The organism is Myxococcus qinghaiensis (genome assembly GCF_024198215.1).
Classification (GTDB): domain Bacteria; phylum Myxococcota; class Myxococcia; order Myxococcales; family Myxococcaceae; genus Myxococcus; species Myxococcus qinghaiensis.
Window position 1 is genome coordinate 13550 of record NZ_JAKCFA010000046.1, and the last position, 17823, is coordinate 31372.

Below are 17823 nucleotides of genomic sequence, written 5' to 3' on the forward strand. Positions count from 1 at the left end.
CCCTCTCCGCCAAGGTGAGTGAGACCATCAGAGGAATGGCAGCTTCTCTCCGGCCTTCTGCCACATCGACGCCGGATAGGCCTGCGCCGAGGTGAAGCCCTTGTTCGTGAAGAAATACTCGTAGGTCGACTGGTACGACGCCTTCCAGCCGTAGCCGGGGTGGTCGGGTTCGCTCCATTCGGCCTGCGGAATGCCCATCGCCTGGAGCGCCGTGCCGAGCCACTGGTTGTAGACGAGCCCCGCCCACAAGAAGTTGCCCTCGCTGCCCGTGCTTGAGTCGCCGCTCACCTTGCGCGTGATGTTCCGGTAGTCGCAGTAGTTGCCCGTCTTGAGGGCGCCGCCCGCGCTCCCGGCCGTCACCACCGGGACGGAGAATGAGAAGTGGGGCGTGTTGCCGTTCTCCTGCCCCCACGCGAGCAGCGAATCATCCAGCAGGGTTCCCCCCGCGCCGTTCGAGAACCGCTCGAAGCGAGAGACGAGGTCGAGGAACACTTGCGAGAAGAAGACCTGGTTGAACTGGACCACCAGGTCCTGGTTCGCCCCGGCCACGGTCGATGGATGAACAACGTTGTTGTGCCAGTCTTCCCCCTGGGGCGCGCGGGGGGTGAACGTCAAGTTCTGGTTGTTCTCGTCGATGCTGAGGGTGGCGATGCGACAGACGCCGCAATTCATTGCCACGGCGAGCACCTCGTTGATGAGTCGGAAGTACTCGACATTCTTCACGGGGTCTCCCGCGAAGGAACCGGAGTTTCGCAGCGACAGGTTGTCGGTGGTGGGCCGAGGCGGCACCTGGCAGCCGGTGCTGGTGGTCTCCAGCCGGCGCTGCAGCTCCGCGACCGCGTCGATGTGCTGGTTCAGCCTCCCCCTGTCCTCGGCCGAGAGCCGACCGTTGCCGTTGCGCAGCCGCCGGTAGCTTTCGAGGACCTTGTCCACCACGGGAGCCCGGGTGGTGCCAGGGCTGACGCTGCCGGCCAGCAAGGTGTCGAAGAGGGCGAGCGAACTCTCGGTGCCGCTGATGGAGCTCGAGGCGACTCCAGAGGAGCGAACCCCGGGGGTGTTGTATCCCCAGCTGCCCGTCGAGGTGCCCGAGCCGGCGATGGCGACGCTTCGCTTCCGGACAGAGGCGACGCTCGGGTAGAAGGCCGGCGAGTAGGCCATCACCTGGTCGATGGTCGCTCGGGGTGAGCCGGGCCTCTGCTTGTCGAAGTCGTAGTAGCCCAGCGGGGCGCCGAAGTTGTGACCCATGTACAGGGGGAAATCGAGTCCCCGCAGGATGTTCATCTTCGAGACGAGCGTGGGCGTGAGCACGGACGACTTCGCCGTCAGCACCCGGCTGATGACCGCATCACCGTTCGCTTGGGCCGTCGCGGCCAGGTCTCCCCGCCGCACGTCGTGGTCCGCGTAGAACAGGGACTGTGTCAGCGCCGGGTCCCCCGGCCACATGCTCGCGCCAAAGATGGCACCGTGGGGGGTGCGGAAATGCACGAAGGACTTCGGGCGCTGGGCGGCCTGGGCCTTCGCTTCGCGGGGGCTCAAGAGCGATGGGAGCAGCGGCAACGCCAGCACGGCTCCGCCCGCGCCGCGCAGGAACATGCGGCGGTCCCATTGGAAGACAGGTGTGTTGCTCATTGGAAGCTCCTCTGCTTGAACGTGGGATGCTGGGCGACGGTCTTCAGCAGGTCGGCCATCGGTGCGCCGCTGCGCGCGACCGACTCCATCTCTGAAAGAAGGCACCCATCGCGGGAAGTGGACTCCACGCGAGCGTGCGCGAAGCGGAAGTAGTGTTGCGCGACGCAGGACTCGAAGAGCTGGCTGTCATCGAGCATCCGCGACAGCTCCGCGGCGCTGGAGATGACGCGTTGCTCGGAGTCGTAGAGCCACACGTCCGCCGAGGTGTCCACGGGGGGCGTGGCCGTCTCGTGGCCCTGCGGGTTGAACAGCCGCTCCACGCCGCGCTCCCGTCCGAGCGCGTCGAATCCTTCCAGCACGAAGCCCGGCGGATTGATGGTGTTGTTATGACATCCCCCGCAGCTGCCTCCGGAGGTGAGCTGGGTCACCACCTGTCGTGTCGTCATGCGCTCCGTCGGCGCGGGAGGCCTGTCGCTGGCATTGGGCGGAGGGGCCCCGACTTGCTGGCAGAGCAGTGCGTTTCGCACCAGGTAACCCCTGTGGATGGGACGCGTCGACGCGGTTCCCGTGGCCAGCAACGCCGCGCGGGTCAGCAGGCCGCCGCGGTTCTGGGACGGGATGACCGGCGCCGGACCGGAGCCATTCCAGACGGGGACACCGTAGATGGCGGCCAGGAAGGGGTCCGCCGTGTAGGACCTCCGGTCATGAAGGAAATCGCTCACCGAGCCACCGGACACGAGGGTGTTCCAGGCGGAGAGTTGGACGTCCTCGAACATCGCGGTGCGCGTGGTGTCCATGGGCATCCGCGCTCCGACGAAGGCCTGGTAGACCGGGTCGTTGCGGAGCGCCTCCAGCGACGGCAGCTCCTCGAGCCGCAGCCACTCGCTGACGAACTCGTCCAGCGAGCCTCGCAGCTGGGGGTTCTTCATCATCCGCTCAAGCTGGACGCTGAAGCCGCTCTCGGTCAGGAGCGAGCCATCTGCCGCGGCGGCCCAGAGCAAGTCGTCCGGAGGCGCCTGCCAGAGCTGGTAGGACAGCTTCGCGGCCAGCTCGAACGCGGAGAGGGGGCTCACCGGCTGGCCGGCGGCGGTGCCATGTTCGACGCGGTAGAGGAACCAGGGCGAGTTCAGGACGGTGGTGATGACGTCCGCCACCGCCGCCCTGTTCACGGGAGTGGCCCCGGCGATGTCGGCGAAGGCGGTGACCTCCGCCGTCGGCAGCGGATAGCGCAGGACGCGAGAGCCCCATTCACGGATGAAGGTCTCCAGGCAGGCGCGGTCGTTGGCGGTCTGGCTGTCGCTCGCGCAGCTTCCCAGGAGCGCGTTGCGGCGCGCGTCGGTGCTGGTGAGCTCCTGGGCCACGGCCTTGCCCAGGTCATACATGACGTCTATCTGGGTCTGCTGGATGGATTGGTCCAGCCGGCTGAAGCCACCCTTCAAGTCACCGGGCGCGGGAGTGCGCTGGTCCGTGGGGTAGCGGGCAAGGAGGGGTGTGAGGTTCGCCCAGACGGCGTCGGCCTCGTTCGTCAGCGCACGGGCAATGGTGAAGCGAAGCGAGTTCATCAGCTGTGTCCGGGACAGCCGGGGAAACGGAAGGTCCGAGGGGACGGCGCTCGCGTCGCAGGAGAACTTCGCTGGCGCCGGACGGACGGAATCGGACGTGGCCGGCGGAGGCGGATCGGGTTCGTTTCCGCCGGGGTGATGGGTGTGCTCGGCGGAGCCTTCACAGGCGACCACGCCAGCGCAAAGAAGCAGGATGCCCACGGAGCGAGGAAGCGTCATGTCCCTGGCTACGCGCGGGGCCGAAAATACTTTCCTGCCCGGTGGGCCACGGGCGACGGTACTCTCGCCATCACCGCATGCTTGCTCTGCTCTGCGCGTTCTCCCTCGTCGCCCTGACCCAGTCTCCGGTGGTGTCGGTGTCGTTCGACCTGCGCGCGCTTCCCGAGCAGGACTATCGGCGGTGGGACGCGGTGGAGCTGGAGCGAAAGGTGGCCCTGCGGCTGATTCAGGAGGGCTTCGCGGTCGTCTCTCCACAGAGTCCGGCCCAGCTTCGACTGCGCGCGAGCCGCACTCCTGAAGGGCTGTTGCTCGAGGCCGCCGGGCCGCGACAACGGGTGGAACAGGGCGTCCGAGTGGGACGGGGTTCCATCGCGGAGCTCCATCTGGAAATCGCACAGAAGCTCTCCGAGATGACGCGGGCGGTGCAACCCGAGCCGGAGCCGCCTCTGCCCGAGCCGGAGTCGCCTCCGCCCGAGTTCGTGCTCCAGCCTCCCGTGGAGGTGGCTGCCGCCCCAGAGGGCCCCGAGCTGGACCTGGGCCTGGGGCTGGGGACGCTCTGGCACGGGCCTGGAGTCGATCCACAGCTCCTCCTCTCCGTCAGGCGCGGCCTGGGGGCATTCGGCCTGGAGGCGGAGGCGGGGCTCGGGGTGTCCCGCGATGCGGCGCTGACCGTGTTCGAGGCGCAAGGTGGCGCCTTCTTCAGTTATCGGCTCCCCATGGCGGAGCGCCTGCAACTCGAACCGGGTGTGGGCGCGGGCGCCGTCCTCCACGCCTTCCGGCTCGAGGACGACTGGGCGTCGGGACGGACTGGTACTCAGGTCTCTCCCGCGGGTTGGGCCCGGATGAAGCTCCGGTGGCGGTTCACCGAGCGTCTCGCGGCGGAGTTGCGCGTGGCCCTGGGGCTGCTGCGGCCCGTGACGCATGTGCGCGAGGGCGAGACCCTGTGGTCGCGGGGAGGCGCGAGACTCGAAACCGGCGCCCAGCTTTCCTGGGGGCAGTAGCCTCCGAGGAAAGTTTCTCCCGCTTCAATCGTAGGACCGCAGGTGATGGATGTCGCGTGCTCCGAACTCAAAGGCCCCGCTCGCCCTGCCTGCCCGGCCTGTGTCATTCGACACGCTCTACGAGGAGCACGCCGAGGACGTCTACGTCTGGGCCATGCGGTATGCGGCCGGTCGTTCAGGCTGGGCCGAAGACGTCGCACATGACGTCTTCCTCAAGGCGTGGGAGCACCAGGCCTGGCTGCGCGAGGAGGATGTGAGGGGCTGGCTTTTTCGAGTCACGCAGAACGTGGCGTTCTCCGCCCTGCGGCGCGAGAAGACGTTCCGACAGCGCATCGCCGACCTCTTGTTTCCGGTGCACTCCTCGGAGACGGAGGCCACTCCGGAGGCGGCCCTCTCTCGACGAGAGGCGGTGCGCAGCGCCACGGCGACGTTGGACCGCTTGCCGGGGCAGGAGCGGGTGGTGATGACATTGAAGCTCCTGGACGACCTGAGCCAGCGCGAGATTGCCCAGCTCCTCTCCCTGTCAGAGGGCTATGTGTCGAAGTTGATCAGCCGCGCCCAGGGCCGTCTGAGGGCGTGGGGATGGAAGGTGGATGATGGCTCCCCGTGACCTCCGTACAGCGCTCCGGCGTGAAGACCCGCTCCGCCGAGAGCAAGGGATGCCACCCGCCGTCCGGGCCCGACTGTGGTCGCGGCTGCGGGACGCACGCGAGCCGAAGCCCGCCTGGCACAGACGTCCTGTGTTCTGGGGACTCGCCGCATCGGCGGCGGCGCTGGCCTTCATGGTGTTCTTCATGCGGGCTCCCCCCGCACGCGCGCTCGGGGGACTCGAGGTCGCGCAAGCCAGTGCGGACCTCATGGCGCGAGAAGACGCCGCGGGGGTGGTGATTCAAGGGGGCGAGGCCGCCCTGCTGGACGCGGCCCGAGGCATCACCGTCCGGAACCAGGGGCCGCTCGTCGTGCGTCGTGAACCCTCCGGCGTGCGACTGGTCCGCGGTCGCGCGGAGTTCTCGGTGAATCACCGCCAGCCAGGTGCGCCCCCTGCCGTCGTGCTCGTGTCGGGCGGCGCCATCGAGGTCATGGGGACGCGCTTCACGGTGGAGGAGAGGGGAGGGGAAGGCACGGTTACATTGCACGAGGGCGCCATTGCCTTTCGTGGGCTCAGGGGCGAGGTGGTTCCCGTGAAGGTGGGGCAGACGTGGGCGTGGCCGGTGGCCGAACCCACCGAGCCAGTCCTTCGCGAGCCAGTCCCTCGCGAGCCAGCGCCTCCCGAATCGGGACAGCCCCAGCCGCTGGCGACACCTGGCCCGAAGGGTGCTTCCACTCGCGTTCCCTCTCCGCGGGTTCATGCTCCGAGCGCGGAGGACGTCCTGCAGGAGCTGGAGGTCCTTCGCGGTCGGCATGAGTTCGAGCAAGCGGCGAGGTACCTCGAGGAGGCGATGCGCAAGCAGCCGGTGGCGACGCGGGAGCGCCTCAGCTTCGAGCTGGGCTCGTTGCTGACGTACCAGCTCAAGGACGCGCGGCGCGCCTGCCCCCACTGGGCCCGGCATGAACAACAGTTCCAGCGCGGGCACTACGCGGAGGCGGTCCAGCGTGCCCGTGGGGCGCTGGCCTGCGAGGGCCGAGACCGCGAGGGCGCGCGATGAAACGGGGGCGCTGGAACCTGCTGTGGCTGGCAGCGGCGCTGACCGCGTGCGAGCCCGCCATCATCGACCATTCACCGACCTCCAACCTGCTCGATGCCGAGTCGGCTTCCCTGGAGACGGGGCCTGGCGCCTGGACTGCGTGGTACGGCGTCACCGCTTCGAGAGTGTCCACCGACGCGAGAGAAGGTGAAGCAGTCCTGCGCGTGGAGGTGACCGAGCCGTATGGCTGGGGCGTCCACCTCGACAACTGGCCGGGGTTCGCCGCATCCCCGGGGGCGCACCGCGCTTCTTTCTGGGCACGCGGGACGTCGGAGCGCTCCCTGGTCGCCGAGATGCGGGTCATCTGGCGTGACTCAGGCGGAAGGGAGCTGCGGGCGGAGACGCTCTCCAGCCCCGCGCTCTCCGGGCAGTGGGTGCGAACCGCTCGCGAGCTGACGGCTCCGGAGGGAACGCAACGGGTGTCCGTGGAAGTGACTGGCGCCGAAGGTGTCCCAGCCAATGTCATCGAGCTGGATGCCCTGGTCGTCCAGGCCTTGGGCGCACGTTGACGCACGCCTCGTACTGCCCCCGGGTTCCCGAGGGGTTCAACGGCGTGGGCCCCACGCGCATCTTGCTCGTGGCGCCACCCAGCAACTCCAGTGTTCCCTTCACGGTCACTTCATCCGCAGTTCTTGCCGCAGACGCTCCCGACCTTTTCCACACAGAGGCTGTCCCAAGAAACGGAGCAGCAGAATGGATCGACCGCGCAGATCTCTGAAACGCAGTCAGCCTTCGCACTGTCACAGTGGTTCACGAGAGAGGCACCTGGCGTGCAGAGCGAATGCCCACAAGTGCCGTCCGATTCTGAGCACGTCAGGCTGCCGCAGACCGTTCGGACCTGTCCGACACAGCGGTTGTCCCATGAGGAGTTGCAGCAGTACGCGTCGGCCGCGCAGACCAACGAGACACACGGGTCGGGAGCCGGTGACAACGGAACTCCGGACGTGCACTTGTCGTGTATGGGGGCGCGCGCCCCGATGGAGAGGGACGTTCCGCTGCTCACGACCACCGCGGTCACCGCCGTGGGGGCCGAGGCGGAAGCAAGGCCAAAGAAGAAGCTCCTCTTTCCAGTCCCGGGACTTCCTCCAGCGCAAACCGGTGTGGCGAAGGTGAAGGTGATTTCATTGCCCACCTTGTTGGCGGAGGAGAGCCCGATGGTGCCGCTCCCACCGGCAGTCACGACATAGACCTGATCGGTCGGCCCCGTGCCGTTGTACTGAAAGGAGGGCACAGGACCGAAGGAGACTCGCAGCGACTGGACGCAAGGGATGTGGGTGATGCCGGTGGCATTGGTCAGGTCGACCACGTACTCGTAGCCGTAGTACCCCTGAGCCGGGGCACCGGTCGCTCCTGTGAACGTGCGCGTCTGCAAGCGCGCGGTCCCGGAGGCTCCTGGCAGGGGGATGGTGGCGCTCGAGTCGGTGACAAACACCGTGCAACTGGTGTCGAAGACACAGTTGATCGCCGGTGCACCGACATTGACGACGCTGAGCGCTTCGGCTGCGGCAGGCTTCGACAGTGCGAGCAGCGTCAACGACAGAATCAATTGGATGCGAAACATGTCATGACCCCCATGTGGATTCACTGTGTTCGACATCAGGCTGGAACTTGCTTCTTCCACGGCGCTGCCTCTGCCATCCCACCACCCGGCTCACGCCTGCTCAGCAAGGCTAGACGGAGCGCGTACAAAGGAAAAGTCTCGGTGCTATGACAATCGTCATGAGAGGCAGACCCCTCTCGGTGGTGGAGTGACGCAAGAGTGATGAAATTACCCTCCGGGCGGCCGTTTCCGAACTTGCCGGACATGTTGGTGCTTCACGCCCACACGGTGCAGCCCCTGTTGAACACCCAGCCCCCTCGCCGCGCTCGTGGGCGTCAGTGGTTCTTCTCAGTCCCGCTACACCCGCCGCCGCCCTCAAAAGGACCCACCTCCGTCCTGTACTTGATGCGTTCTCATACTTGATGCGTTGCATCGTCGTGACGGCCCCACAACGCCTCACAGTGCCGCCATACGTGGAACCCACGACAGGAGCTGACTGGCTATAGGTTGGTAATGAATGATAATTGGGACGTCATTCGGTGGCGGGGGCGCTCCCGTCAATATCCAGCAGGCGCGGTTCGTCAGGGCGGGGCGCCTCTGGAGACGACGGTGGCGCGGTGGATTCGTATCTGTTCAAACCCAGCATGGAGGCTTGCCATGAATCTGAGACGTCTGTGCAGCATCTTCGTCGTGCCCGCGCTGCTTGCGACTGGCTGCGGAGCGCTGGAGGACTCGAAGGCCGTGGGCGATGGGACGCGGGAGGCCAACGCGGACCTCGCCACGTCGGCCGTCTTCTCGGGCACGGTGCGCGACTCGGCGGGCGCCGTGCAGGCGGGCGTCACGGTGGTCATCAACGGAATCTCCCGGACCACGGACACCACCGGCCGGTACTTCATGTCCGTCGTGGCGTCGGCCAACGGCTACGTCCTCACACTCCGGAGGAGCGGACTGGCCTCGGCGACCGAGTTCTATTCGGCGGGCAAGACGAACCTCAATCACACCCTGGAGACGGGCTTCGTGCAGACCGTCAGCCCGACGGTGGACAGCACGGTGACCGCGCCCAGCGGCGTGAAGGTGAGCCTGAAGGCGAACACGCTCGTCAACGCCAGCGGCGTGCCGGCCACGGGCCCGGTCAAAATCACCGTCGCGAGCTATGACCCGATGCGCATGCCGGGCGACTTCACGGCGGTGAACTCCAGCGGGCAGCAGGTCGCGCTCGAGTCCGTGGGCGCCGTCTTCGTGGGCGCCACGGATGCCAGCGGCGCGGCCCTCAACCTGGCGACGGGTGCCACCGCCACGGGCTTCATCCCCGTGCCCACGCAGGTGGGCAGCATGCCGGCGTGTGTCTACGACGGCACCTGCCGACTCGCGATGTGGAAGTTCAACGAGACGACGGGCAAGTGGGAGGAGAAGTCCGCCAGCATGCAGGTCGACCCAGAGAGAAAGGGCACCACCTTCATCATGCAGGGCACGAGCAGCATCTCCGGCGCCGTCCCCATCAGCGTGGGCGGGCTGGGCATGTGGAACGCGGACATCGAGAAGCGCGAACCCGCCTGCACCATCATCGAGCTCGTGGGTTTCCCGGAGACCTGCTTCGGCACGTCGGGCACCGTCCAGTTCAGCCTGAAGCTGCCCAACGCGGCGGGCACGCTCATGCCGCGCACCGACACGATGTCCCAGGCGTCGCCCTTCATCGTGCTCTACAACATCCGCGCGAACGCCTTGCAGGAGGTGGGAGTCACGTTCCCGGCCGGCGCTCCCACGAACTGCGCGAAGAACCTGGACATCTCCTCCACGCCCGCCGCCGCGGCCGGCTACCCGGTGTACGCCACGACGGGCGGAGTCACCCGGTTCAACTCGGGCGCTCCGTGGGGCGGCACCGGCTACCCGAAGGACCCGGGCGGCACCATGATCGACTTCGAGGACGTGGCCCTGGGCACGCACCCCTGCAAGTCGCATGTGCAGTTCAAGACACAGCTGTAGTCGCTTCCGAGCGGCCTGTCCCCTGAAGTCCCGAGCGGGACAGGCCGCTCGTCGCTTGGCGTCGAAGCCTCCGACCGTTCGATTCGGAGGGAAATGACTCACAGGGAATGCGGTACCCGGACGAGGAGAAATCCGATGAACAGTGATTGTGGCTGGAGAAGTGTTCTTCTTGGCGCCTGCGCTGTCCTGAGCCTGTCCTGCGGTGAAGGCCCGCTGCCCGAGGGGGAACGGGCGGGTGCTGGCATCCCGGGAAATGGGGTCGGTACCGTGGCTGAGGTGGGTCAGGCGCTGACCGACGAGCTTGGCTCCGTGCTGGGCACACCGGCCGTCACGAACAATACGTGTGCCGCGCTCGATGAGCACACTCCGGCTTGCACCACCCAGACCACGGCTCCGGACCGCTCCTATTACTGGACCGCGCCCTCCACTGGCATGTTCACCTTCACCACGACGGGCTCCACCTTTGACACGGTGCTCCTGCTCCTCGATGCGTCCACCCAGGCGTCGCTGGGCTGCAACGACGATGCGAGCAGCGCGACGTTCCAGTCCTCGGTGACGGTGAACCTCGCCGCCGGCACACGGGTGAAGATTGTCGTCGATGGCTACAGCACCCGCTGCGGTGACTTCGCGCTCAACATCTCCGCGCCGACCTTCGCGAGCTGCGCGGCGGTGAAGGCCGCGATTCCCAGCGCTCCCGATGGGGAGTACGTCATCAACCCGACCGGCGCCCGGCCCATCTCCGCCTACTGCGACATGCGGTTGGGGGTCGAGCTCTGCACGGAAGACGTGGGCGTTCGCCGGGGACGGACGCGTGAGGGCTCGAACCTCGACTACGTCATGATGAGCCTGCTTGCTCGCACGTCCGGGCTCTGCAGCGTGTGGGCCCTCCGCGGCGCCAGCGACAATCGTCCCATCGACTCCCTCGTCGCCGCTGGGAACCCGAGCATGGGGACCTGTCAGGCCCTGGGTTTCGTGAGTGATGGGACAATCACCTTTTGTGATTTCGGTAGCGAGCGGGGGACCTGCGGCTACAACGTGAGCAGCGGCTATTATCGATATGGCAATGGCTGCATGGGTTGTTCCTTGAACGCCGGCTATTACACCTCGTACAAGCTCCAGGGCCCGATGCGGATCGCCACGGTCATATCGAGCATGGATGGCAGCACCCGTTCGGTCTGCCGCACGCGCTGACGATAGGGGGCGCTCCAGTCGCCTGGCAGACGGCTCAGCTCACGGCAGGCCCATCCGAACGAAGAGCGTGCACGAGGCGGGGTCGACACCCGAGTCAGCCCGGCGAGGACTGCTGCAGTCGAAGCAAGCGGCCTGATGACGACCCACCTGGTGTCTCAACAATCCGGTGCGGTACAGTGGCTTGAGCCGTCCCTGGCGCGGTAATCCCTGAACAGGTCCGCAGATGAAGAACGAAGAGAGCACGCAGAGCCGCCGCCAGCCGCGGCAGGAGCGCTCGCGCCAGACGGTGGAGGCCGTCCTCGATGCCGTCCCCAGAGTGCTCAAGCGGCACGGAGCCGGAGCGGTCACCACCAACCGCATCGCGGAGGTGGCGGGGGTCAGCATCGGCTCTCTGTACCAGTACTTCCCGGACAAGCAGTCCATCTTCAATGCCCTTCATGAGCGCCATGTGGAGGAGGTGAAGCACGGAATGGAACGTGCCGTGGCTCAATGCGCCGCGAATTCCATCGGCGAGTTCGCGGCCTGCCTGGTGGAAGGACTGGTGGATGCCCACAGCGTGGAGCCTGAGCTCCACGAGCTGATTTCCGCCGCGGTCCCGGCTTCCTCGCTCGGGTTCAAGGATGCCCTTCAGATGGCATTCGAGCGGGTGATTCCATCGCCCGAGGTCGGCACGTCCCGCCCGCAGGCGGGCGACCGGATGTTGTTCGTCCTGCCTCACCTGGTCGAGGTGCTGGTACACGCTGTGCCCCAGGCGCGCCCTCCCTTCACGGTGGATAGCGCCAAGGGCGAAGTCATCCGGACGGTCCTCCATTTCCTGGACCGGCCATGACCCCTCACTGAAAGGCTTCGGCGTTCTGATGGAGCCAGCGGTCGAAGGCGAGGGGCTTGCGGCCGAGGATCCGCTCAACGCCATCAGAGACAGTCGTCAGTCTGCCGTCTCGGATGGCACGCCAGATGTCCACAAGAGCATCCGCATACCGCCGGCCGCCCCCGTAGGCGAGTGCGGCCTCGTGGGCTTCTTCGTCTGAGAGCTCCTCGTAGCGGACCTCCTTCCCAATGACCGCGCCAATCGTGGCCGCCATGGCTGCGTAGCTCAGCGCCTCGGGTCCGGTGACCACCAGTGACTCTCCCAGGTGCTCGCCCGTCGTGAGTGCGTGGGTGATGACGTCGGCGAGGTCGTCGGGATGAATGAATGCAATCCTCCCTTGCCCGGTAGAGGAACGGAGGACCCTCTCCGTGGCAATCGACTGAGCCCAGCCGAGCACGTTCGACATGAAGGCGGCTGACTGGATGAACGTGTACGGCATTCCGCTTTGCCGGACCGCGTCCTCGCCGCGCGCGTGCCAGGGGCCGGTCCCCACCCCGGTCCGGACGTCCAGCGTCGAGAGCTTCACCAGGTGCTTGGCACCCGCATCCACGGCGACCTGAACGACGACTCGGTCCCGAGCGGCGAGGCGTGGCCCGCTGTTGAGGAGAAACACGCCGTCGCTGCCGGCGAGGGCCTTGCGTAGAGCGGGGCCTGGCTTGGCCAGGTCGCCGACGTGCATGTCAACCTCGTCGCCGAACAGCGCCCGTGCTCGGGCTGCATCCCGGACAAAGACGCGGGGACGATGCCCACCTCTGATGAGGCGATGGGTGACGAGTGAGCCGATATGACCTGTCGCGCCAGTGACCAGGAATGTCATTGAACGCGGCTCCAGGTTCGCATGAGCTCAAGGACGACCTTGCGCTGACCGGCAAGCGAAAGGTGCAGGCCGTCCTCCGTGAAGAGCTCAGGCGGTGGAGATGCGCCGAAGGCCGCGAAGAGGTCGACCGTGGGCTCCTCGAGGGCACGGATGGCCTCCGCGACACGGCGGACGTCCTCGTTGCGGAAGTGGACTCCGAAGCGGGACAGCCCCCAGTGCTTCGACACGCGGTCCTCAAGGACCGGGGGAGGCGTCATCCACAGGCGACGTGCCTGCGTCCCCTGTGCGGCACGGGAGCGAAGCTCCTCGAGGTTGCGCGCGGTCTCACGGGCGTCAACGAGAGTCTTGCCCGCGTTCGGGCCTTGAGTCCGCGCGTCATTCACGCCGATGAAGAAGATGAGCCAATCCGGCTCCTGGATGAGGGCGTTCCCTATCCGCACCAACCCATGCGTGGTCGTCTCACCGCCTACGGCGTTGATGGCCACGGAGACCTCATCATGGGGACGCTGAGCCGCCACCAGCTCCTGGAGAATGACCGCCCAGGATTGAGGATCCGCCGTGTGACTGTCGCCGAACGTGACAATGCGTGCGCTCTTGCGCAACGGTAGTGCTTCCAGCATCCGGCTGAACTCGGGTTCCGCGAGCAGCCCCTGTGCGGCTTCTCTTGCACCCTTCTGGCTCTGAGCGAGCTCGGCGCGGTACGTCTCTGGCTCAAGGCCGAGCAAGGCGGCGCACGTCTCGGCGGATATTTTGCCGCCGCCCGGAAGCGACGAGACGGTCCTCTCCGGTTGAAGGACCTTCACGAGCCAGCGCCTCTGTTCAGTGGACCATTCCATGTGCTCCATCTCCGGTGATTGGGAGGCATAGAGGTACCGGACAGGGGCCGCACGGTCAGCTCGCGTTGCCCCGCGGCCAAACCCTTGAAATGACTCCTTCCTTTCGCAGCGGCGAGCGACTTGCTCAGGTTCCACGCCCGAACGCGCAGGGGTCGTGCTCGCTGAGGCCCGTGAGCGTCAGGCCATCCGCCGTTAATTGGGGAATGAGACATGGGTCCTTGGCCGTCGCCGCGAGCAGGTGCTGGACACCTGTGGACACCGGAAATTCGGGGTCAGTGCTCGCGTGCGTCAACGTCTCAGCCCTCCCCATTGGCCGGTATTGGGTGACCACTGAGGTAAGCCGCTGGACTGAGTTCTTGGGCAGCCCCAAGATTCCGAGGATGGATGACGAGTTGCCAGTTGCTGACCTTGTTCGACGCTTGGCCACGGGCTCGCAGTTGGAGTGCATCGAATCCGCAAAAGAACTTGCCCGCCGGAAGGACCGTAGGGTGCTTTCCGAAGTGATCAGCGTCCTGCAACGAGGCGAATCCGGGCATTCACGGGAGATGGCCGCGTGGTTGCTCGGGGAACTGCGCCCAGGCACAGAGCTCACCCTCGATGCGCTCCATGCAACCATCATCGACCCAAATACGACCGAGAGCCTGCGAGGCCAGGCCATGGAGTCGCTGGGCAATCAGGTCAGTCACCTGAAGGGTGGTGACGTTTACGAGCGCGCCGCTGATGTCCTCATCCCTCTTCTGCAACATCCCTCTGTGGAGGTCCTCTACAACGCCGTCTTCGCGCTTGGGACGATGCGCTGCCGTCGCGCTCGCCCGGAGTTGGTGCGACTCGCTGCACACGACCGCCGCACATACAGGGGGCTGGAAACGATAGGAGAAAACGCTCAGTTCGCAATCGAGTGCATCGACTACGAGCCGCACGGGCGCTGAAGGCAGCTTTCGGGGCGGTGGGCGTGCTCCGCCAATGAGGTGCATGATGGAACCCAAACAGCTCACGGTGCGACGCTGGTCCGAACTCTCCAGCAAACCACTCTCGGAAGAGAGTGTGCGTGCTCTGCACTTGCCCGCGAGGAAGTATCGGGTGAGCGGTGACCGGTATTCGCCGGGGGAGGATTTCGCTGGCGTAATGCGGGCCGGTACGTGCTACGTGTTGGCTGGGCACTGCCAGATTGAATTCGGCACGCAGGTCGCCCAGCTCGCCGCTGGGGATGTCGCAGAGTTTCCTGCCGGCAGGTATCGCGTGGTGGTGAGTCGCGAAGCTGGGTGTGTTGTTGTTTTTTCTTGGGAGCTTCCAGAGGAGTTTGCTCGATAGGAGAAGGTCGGACTCTGCGTTGCGGAGTCCTTCCAACTCACAGTGTCCAGGTATCAGCCTGGGCACATGTAGAACCTGGGCCACTTCGCGCCAGCTGCGTCCCGTGGTGAATTGCCCCGCCACGGAACGCATGCTCACGTTCCGCCTGGGGCGGCCCCGTCCCCAGCGGGTGCCGCCCGTGGCGGTCTCCGCATGCCAGGTTGCATCCGAGCACCGCTGAGGGAGAGGGTCACCCGCATCTGCGGGAGAGCCCCCTGTGTCAGGGAGTTTGTCGCCTCTTCCGTGCGCGCCTCGCTCGCTCGCATTGACGCACGGTTCGACAAGGCCGTGACGCGCTCAGGACGCAGCGGCCGAGGTTGGGTTGGCACGGGTAGGAAAGAAGTGCATCGGAGTGTCGTGGAACGGTCTCGCTCGCGTATGCTTGCTTCATGGGCCTCTTCAATCGTCTCTTCGGTCGCGTGGGCAGGCCGGCACCCACCTCGCCCGAGGCTGTGCGCGAGCTCCTCTTCGATGCCGTGCAATCACAGAATGACGCCGCGCTCATCCGGCTCTGTGCCGAGCACGAAGTCCTGCTCCTCGAGCACTGCCCTGCCTGGTTGACGGTTCCCGAGAGCGTCCGCAAGGAGCCGACCCACCTCCAGCGCTATGGCCAGGGGCTCATCGGAATCGCTCAGTGCCTCGCGCAGACTCGGAACCGGCCCGAAATGCTCCAGCGGATGATGGGGGCTCCCGCCGACAACCCCATCGTGCGCTGGCAGGAGACACGGGAGCGCGCCAACACGCTCATGCGCGGGTTGGACTTCGAAGGTGCGCTATCGCTGCTCATTCCCGGGGCGGAGCGAATCCAGGGCCTGTCGGGAGGAAACGCCGAGTCCATGAAGGCCATGACCTTCGGGCAGATGGCTGCGTGTCATTTCCAGGAGGGCCGGGCGGAGACGGCGCTTCCGCTCTTCCGGCAGGCGATTGACCTGTGCCGGAGGGCCCGTGACGACGAGGGCGTCGTCGTGTACCTGGAAAACAGCTTCGAGGCGCACCGCTACCTGGGAAAGGGAGTGGATGCCGCGGGCGTGGCCATGGAACTCGCGGTGGCGCTGGAGCAGGTGGGCCAGGATTCGCGGGCCCGCCGCATCCGGAAGGTCGCCGAAATCGTCCGAGCCGGTGAGCCGCTCAATCGGGTGGTGGCGCAACTCGACAGCGTCACCCTCGAGCTGGACGAACTGCCCGCGCTCATTGAGGGGAGGCTGCAATTCATCTTCTGCCGCAATCGACTCGCCCTCGCGCGCACCACGGCCCTGGTCGAGCGAGGCCGTGAGCTGGGCGGGGAGGGCCGCTACGGGGAGGCGCTCGCGCTCTTCCAGGAGGCACGGCGTATCGACTCCTACTCGCCCGAGCCCCGCTACGAAGGGGCCGTCACGCTCCTCCACCTCCAGCGCGCGAGCGAGGCCGTGTCCTGGTACGACGAGGTGGAGGCGCTTGCGCCGGGCTGGTACCGGTGTCGCGCCGAGCGCTGGCTGGCGGCTGGAATCGCCGCCGGAAGGATTCCGCACCGGGCCTTCACCGTGCTGCGTACGCTCGAGCTTCCGAACCTGGACGCGGAGGACCGGTTGCGACTCACGCGCCAGGCCATCGGCGAGGCACCGGGAGTGCCCGAGCTTCAACTGCACCTGGGCCGGCAGCTCACGGCGCTCGACCAGAAGGACGAGGCACGGGCGGCGCTCGAGGTGGGGTTGGCACAGGCGGAGGAGCCAGACCTCCGCTCGCGTCTGCTGATCGAGTCCGCGACCGATGCCGCGCCTTCGGCGGACCGGGACAGGATGCTCCACGAGGCCATGGAGCCTGGGGGAAACCTGGTCGCCGCGGCAATGGCGCGGGTCCTACTCCACGCGGGAACCGGCCAGCGCCTGGTTCACTGAGCCGCAGTCGAGTGCCACGAGCCCGGCTCGTGCATTGCCGACCGAGGAAGAACGATGACCGCGCGCGGCTCGCTCGTTCGCATTGACGCACTGCCGAAGGCGGCCTTGACGCGTCCATGACGCAGCGACCGAATCTGGGGTAGGCACAGTCCACACGCGGGCAGAGTGAGAGTCCCCCGCTACGAGCAGCTTGGGTGACCCGCCTGCGATCCATTACCCCGATCCGTCACAGCGTTAGTCATCTCCCTGATTGGTGCAACTACACTCCTCTCCCGCGTTTTTGAATGCGCCCTTGACGGCGTCTTCAACTTCCTGCTCGTCGCGGAAGTCCTCCATTCTGGGATTCTTGGCGCGGAAACGCTTGAGTGCCTCGTCGCGCACCATGTCCTTCATTCCTGAGTGATTGTTTCTCACTTCATCGCAATTCTCACATCGCTCCAGTGCCTCCATCTCAAGGGCAATCGTCGTCGCGGTGTTGTGCAATCCTTCCTGTCGATACATCTCTTGGGCGGTGGAACTCATTTGACTCTCGGTGCTGGTTGGTTGCCAGGCGCGATCTTGGCACCTATTTCTGTAGGGAAGAAGGTCGGCCGCCTGCCGGGTTGCAGCGCTGCACGGTGCACCTCACCCGGAATGTCCTCGCCAAGGCCCCCTGGCGGCTGCGAGGACGGCTGGGCAAGCAGCAGACGTCGGCCACCTTCGAAGCCCCCAATCTCCAGGATGCCAGGAAGCGAATGGAGGCCCTCCAGGAGGGACTGGGACGCCAGGTGCCCGAGGCCATGGAGTGCCTGCGTCAGGGCTTCGCCGCCGCCACCTGCTTCTTCGTCTTCCCCAAGGCCCACTGGAAGCGCCTGCGCAGCACCAACGGCCTGGAGCGTCTCCACGGCGAGGTGAAGCGCCGCATCCGCTTCGTGGGCGCCTTCCGGGACCGCGCCAGCGCACTGCGCCTCATCACCGCCGCCGCTCTCGAAACCACCGGCGTCTGGGACGACCGCCGCTACCTCGACATGTCTCTGCTGAAATCAACCCCAGACACCGCCGCTGCCTGATGCCGCCAAGGAGCCTTCCTCCCCCGAACCCCTCCGGGCTGGCCCGGGAGAGGTCCACCCACGTCCTCAACGCCGACAGCGTCAAGTCCAAGTCCCTCGCCACCTGGGACGTCGTCTTTCCCTCCTCCAGCACCAGCCTCACTGCCCCGGTCTTGAACTCCTCCGGGTCGCTACGCCGGGGGCGTCGTGGCTTCTTCACTTCCTTCATGTCGGACACCG

At 66.4% G+C, this 17823-nt stretch carries 15 protein-coding genes and 2 pseudogenes; 10 read left to right on the forward strand and 7 right to left on the reverse strand.

Features of this window, described 5'->3' with window-relative positions; translation table 11 throughout:
- Positions 1 to 27 precede the first annotated feature (27 nt).
- Together LZ199_RS44775 and LZ199_RS44780 are read right to left on the reverse strand one after the other, a co-directional pair.
- Entirely contained in the window at positions 28 to 1629 is a 1602-nt protein-coding gene (locus tag LZ199_RS44775; protein ID WP_253999973.1) for a DUF1552 domain-containing protein, read from the reverse strand.
- Positions 1626 to 3191 (reverse strand): DUF1592 domain-containing protein, encoded by a 1566-nt coding sequence (locus LZ199_RS44780; protein WP_253999974.1) that lies wholly within the window; start codon positions 3189 to 3191, stop codon positions 1626 to 1628. Before LZ199_RS44780 ends, LZ199_RS44775 begins: the two co-directional genes overlap by 4 nt.
- 296 nt (positions 3192 to 3487) lie before the next feature.
- Here LZ199_RS44780 and LZ199_RS44785 point away from each other — a divergent pair, with 296 nt between their 5' ends.
- From LZ199_RS44785 to LZ199_RS44800, 4 genes are read left to right on the forward strand one after another with little or no spacing between them, the layout of a single operon-like run.
- A complete protein-coding gene (locus LZ199_RS44785) occupies positions 3488 to 4411 on the forward strand; it encodes a hypothetical protein (protein WP_253999975.1) in 924 nt (307 codons plus the stop codon).
- 49 nt (positions 4412 to 4460) lie between these two features.
- Positions 4461 to 5021: an RNA polymerase sigma factor gene (locus LZ199_RS44790; protein ID WP_253999976.1), complete on the forward strand. Its 561-nt coding sequence runs from the start codon at positions 4461 to 4463 to the stop codon at positions 5019 to 5021.
- Between the two features lie 49 nt (positions 5022 to 5070).
- A complete protein-coding gene (locus LZ199_RS44795) occupies positions 5071 to 6057 on the forward strand; it encodes a FecR domain-containing protein (RefSeq protein WP_253999977.1) in 987 nt (328 codons plus the stop codon).
- Positions 6054 to 6605 (forward strand): hypothetical protein, encoded by a 552-nt coding sequence (locus tag LZ199_RS44800; RefSeq protein WP_253999978.1) that lies wholly within the window; start codon positions 6054 to 6056, stop codon positions 6603 to 6605. Before LZ199_RS44795 ends, LZ199_RS44800 begins: the two co-directional genes overlap by 4 nt.
- A gap of 110 nt (positions 6606 to 6715) precedes the next feature.
- Here the strand turns inward: LZ199_RS44800 and LZ199_RS44805 are convergent, their stop codons facing one another.
- Positions 6716 to 7657: a hypothetical protein gene (locus LZ199_RS44805; RefSeq protein ID WP_253999979.1), complete on the reverse strand. Its 942-nt coding sequence runs from the start codon at positions 7655 to 7657 to the stop codon at positions 6716 to 6718.
- 636 nt (positions 7658 to 8293) lie between these two features.
- Here LZ199_RS44805 and LZ199_RS44810 point away from each other — a divergent pair.
- From LZ199_RS44810 to LZ199_RS44820, 3 genes are all read left to right on the forward strand, one after another.
- Positions 8294 to 9619 (forward strand): carboxypeptidase-like regulatory domain-containing protein, encoded by a 1326-nt coding sequence (locus tag LZ199_RS44810; RefSeq protein WP_253999980.1) that lies wholly within the window; start codon positions 8294 to 8296, stop codon positions 9617 to 9619.
- Between the two features lie 267 nt (positions 9620 to 9886).
- Positions 9887 to 10810 carry a fibrinogen-like YCDxxxxGGGW domain-containing protein gene (locus LZ199_RS44815; RefSeq protein WP_253999981.1) on the forward strand — a complete coding sequence of 308 codons (924 nt, stop codon included), beginning with the start codon at positions 9887 to 9889 and terminating at the stop codon, positions 10808 to 10810.
- Between the two features lie 286 nt (positions 10811 to 11096).
- Positions 11097 to 11639, forward strand: a complete 543-nt coding sequence (locus tag LZ199_RS44820; RefSeq protein ID WP_253999982.1) for a TetR/AcrR family transcriptional regulator — start codon at positions 11097 to 11099, stop codon at positions 11637 to 11639.
- Between the two features lie 4 nt (positions 11640 to 11643).
- Here LZ199_RS44820 and LZ199_RS44825 read toward each other — a convergent pair whose 3' ends face one another.
- Positions 11644 to 12495 carry an NmrA family NAD(P)-binding protein gene (locus LZ199_RS44825; RefSeq protein WP_253999983.1) on the reverse strand — a complete coding sequence of 284 codons (852 nt, stop codon included), beginning with the start codon at positions 12493 to 12495 and terminating at the stop codon, positions 11644 to 11646.
- The gene (locus tag LZ199_RS44830) at positions 12492 to 13331 is read right to left on the reverse strand and encodes an SGNH/GDSL hydrolase family protein (RefSeq protein WP_253999984.1); all 840 of its coding nucleotides are present in this window, start codon (positions 13329 to 13331) and stop codon (positions 12492 to 12494) included. The genes LZ199_RS44825 and LZ199_RS44830 overlap by 4 nt, the downstream gene beginning before the upstream one ends.
- Positions 13332 to 13549: 218 nt before the next feature.
- Between LZ199_RS44830 and LZ199_RS44835 the strand changes: the two genes are divergently transcribed.
- Positions 13550 to 14260: a HEAT repeat domain-containing protein gene (locus LZ199_RS44835; RefSeq protein WP_253999985.1), complete on the forward strand. Its 711-nt coding sequence runs from the start codon at positions 13550 to 13552 to the stop codon at positions 14258 to 14260.
- Positions 14261 to 15070: 810 nt separating this feature from the next.
- Positions 15071 to 16555, forward strand: coding sequence for a tetratricopeptide repeat protein (locus tag LZ199_RS44840; protein ID WP_253999986.1), 1485 nt, complete (start codon positions 15071 to 15073; stop codon positions 16553 to 16555).
- A 234-nt stretch (positions 16556 to 16789) separates the two neighbouring features.
- Here the strand turns inward: LZ199_RS44840 and LZ199_RS44845 are convergent, their stop codons facing one another.
- Complete coding sequence (locus tag LZ199_RS44845; protein ID WP_253999987.1) at positions 16790 to 17077, reverse strand: hypothetical protein; 288 nt, start codon at positions 17075 to 17077, stop codon at positions 16790 to 16792.
- 68 nt (positions 17078 to 17145) lie between these two features.
- Here LZ199_RS44845 and LZ199_RS44850 point away from each other — a divergent pair.
- Positions 17146 to 17604, forward strand: a pseudogene (locus tag LZ199_RS44850) (transposase); the annotation flags it as partial.
- Between the two features lie 55 nt (positions 17605 to 17659).
- Here the strand turns inward: LZ199_RS44850 and LZ199_RS47150 are convergent.
- A pseudogene (locus LZ199_RS47150) lies at positions 17660 to 17812 on the reverse strand (transposase); the annotation flags it as partial.
- Between the last annotated feature and the right edge of the window lie 11 nt (positions 17813 to 17823).

Bases quoted from the DNA above. Each gene is read 5' to 3' on its own strand.
- LZ199_RS44780 (WP_253999974.1), bottom strand. From the start codon at position 3,191: ATGAACTCGCTTCGCTTCACCATTGCCCGTGCGCTGACGAACGAGGCC.
- LZ199_RS44800 (WP_253999978.1), top strand. From the start codon at position 6,054: ATGAAACGGGGGCGCTGGAACCTGCTGTGGCTGGCAGCGGCGCTGACC.
- LZ199_RS44775 (WP_253999973.1), bottom strand. From the start codon at position 1,629: ATGAGCAACACACCTGTCTTCCAATGGGACCGCCGCATGTTCCTGCGC.
- LZ199_RS44845 (WP_253999987.1), bottom strand. From the start codon at position 17,077: ATGAGTTCCACCGCCCAAGAGATGTATCGACAGGAAGGATTGCACAAC.
- LZ199_RS44825 (WP_253999983.1), bottom strand. From the start codon at position 12,495: ATGACATTCCTGGTCACTGGCGCGACAGGTCATATCGGCTCACTCGTC.
- LZ199_RS44795 (WP_253999977.1), top strand. From the start codon at position 5,071: ATGCCACCCGCCGTCCGGGCCCGACTGTGGTCGCGGCTGCGGGACGCA.
- LZ199_RS44830 (WP_253999984.1), bottom strand. From the start codon at position 13,331: ATGGAATGGTCCACTGAACAGAGGCGCTGGCTCGTGAAGGTCCTTCAA.
- LZ199_RS44810 (WP_253999980.1), top strand. From the start codon at position 8,294: ATGAATCTGAGACGTCTGTGCAGCATCTTCGTCGTGCCCGCGCTGCTT.
- LZ199_RS44840 (WP_253999986.1), top strand. From the start codon at position 15,071: ATGGGCCTCTTCAATCGTCTCTTCGGTCGCGTGGGCAGGCCGGCACCC.
- LZ199_RS44805 (WP_253999979.1), bottom strand. From the start codon at position 7,657: ATGTTTCGCATCCAATTGATTCTGTCGTTGACGCTGCTCGCACTGTCG.
- LZ199_RS44790 (WP_253999976.1), top strand. From the start codon at position 4,461: ATGTCGCGTGCTCCGAACTCAAAGGCCCCGCTCGCCCTGCCTGCCCGG.
- LZ199_RS44785 (WP_253999975.1), top strand. From the start codon at position 3,488: ATGCTTGCTCTGCTCTGCGCGTTCTCCCTCGTCGCCCTGACCCAGTCT.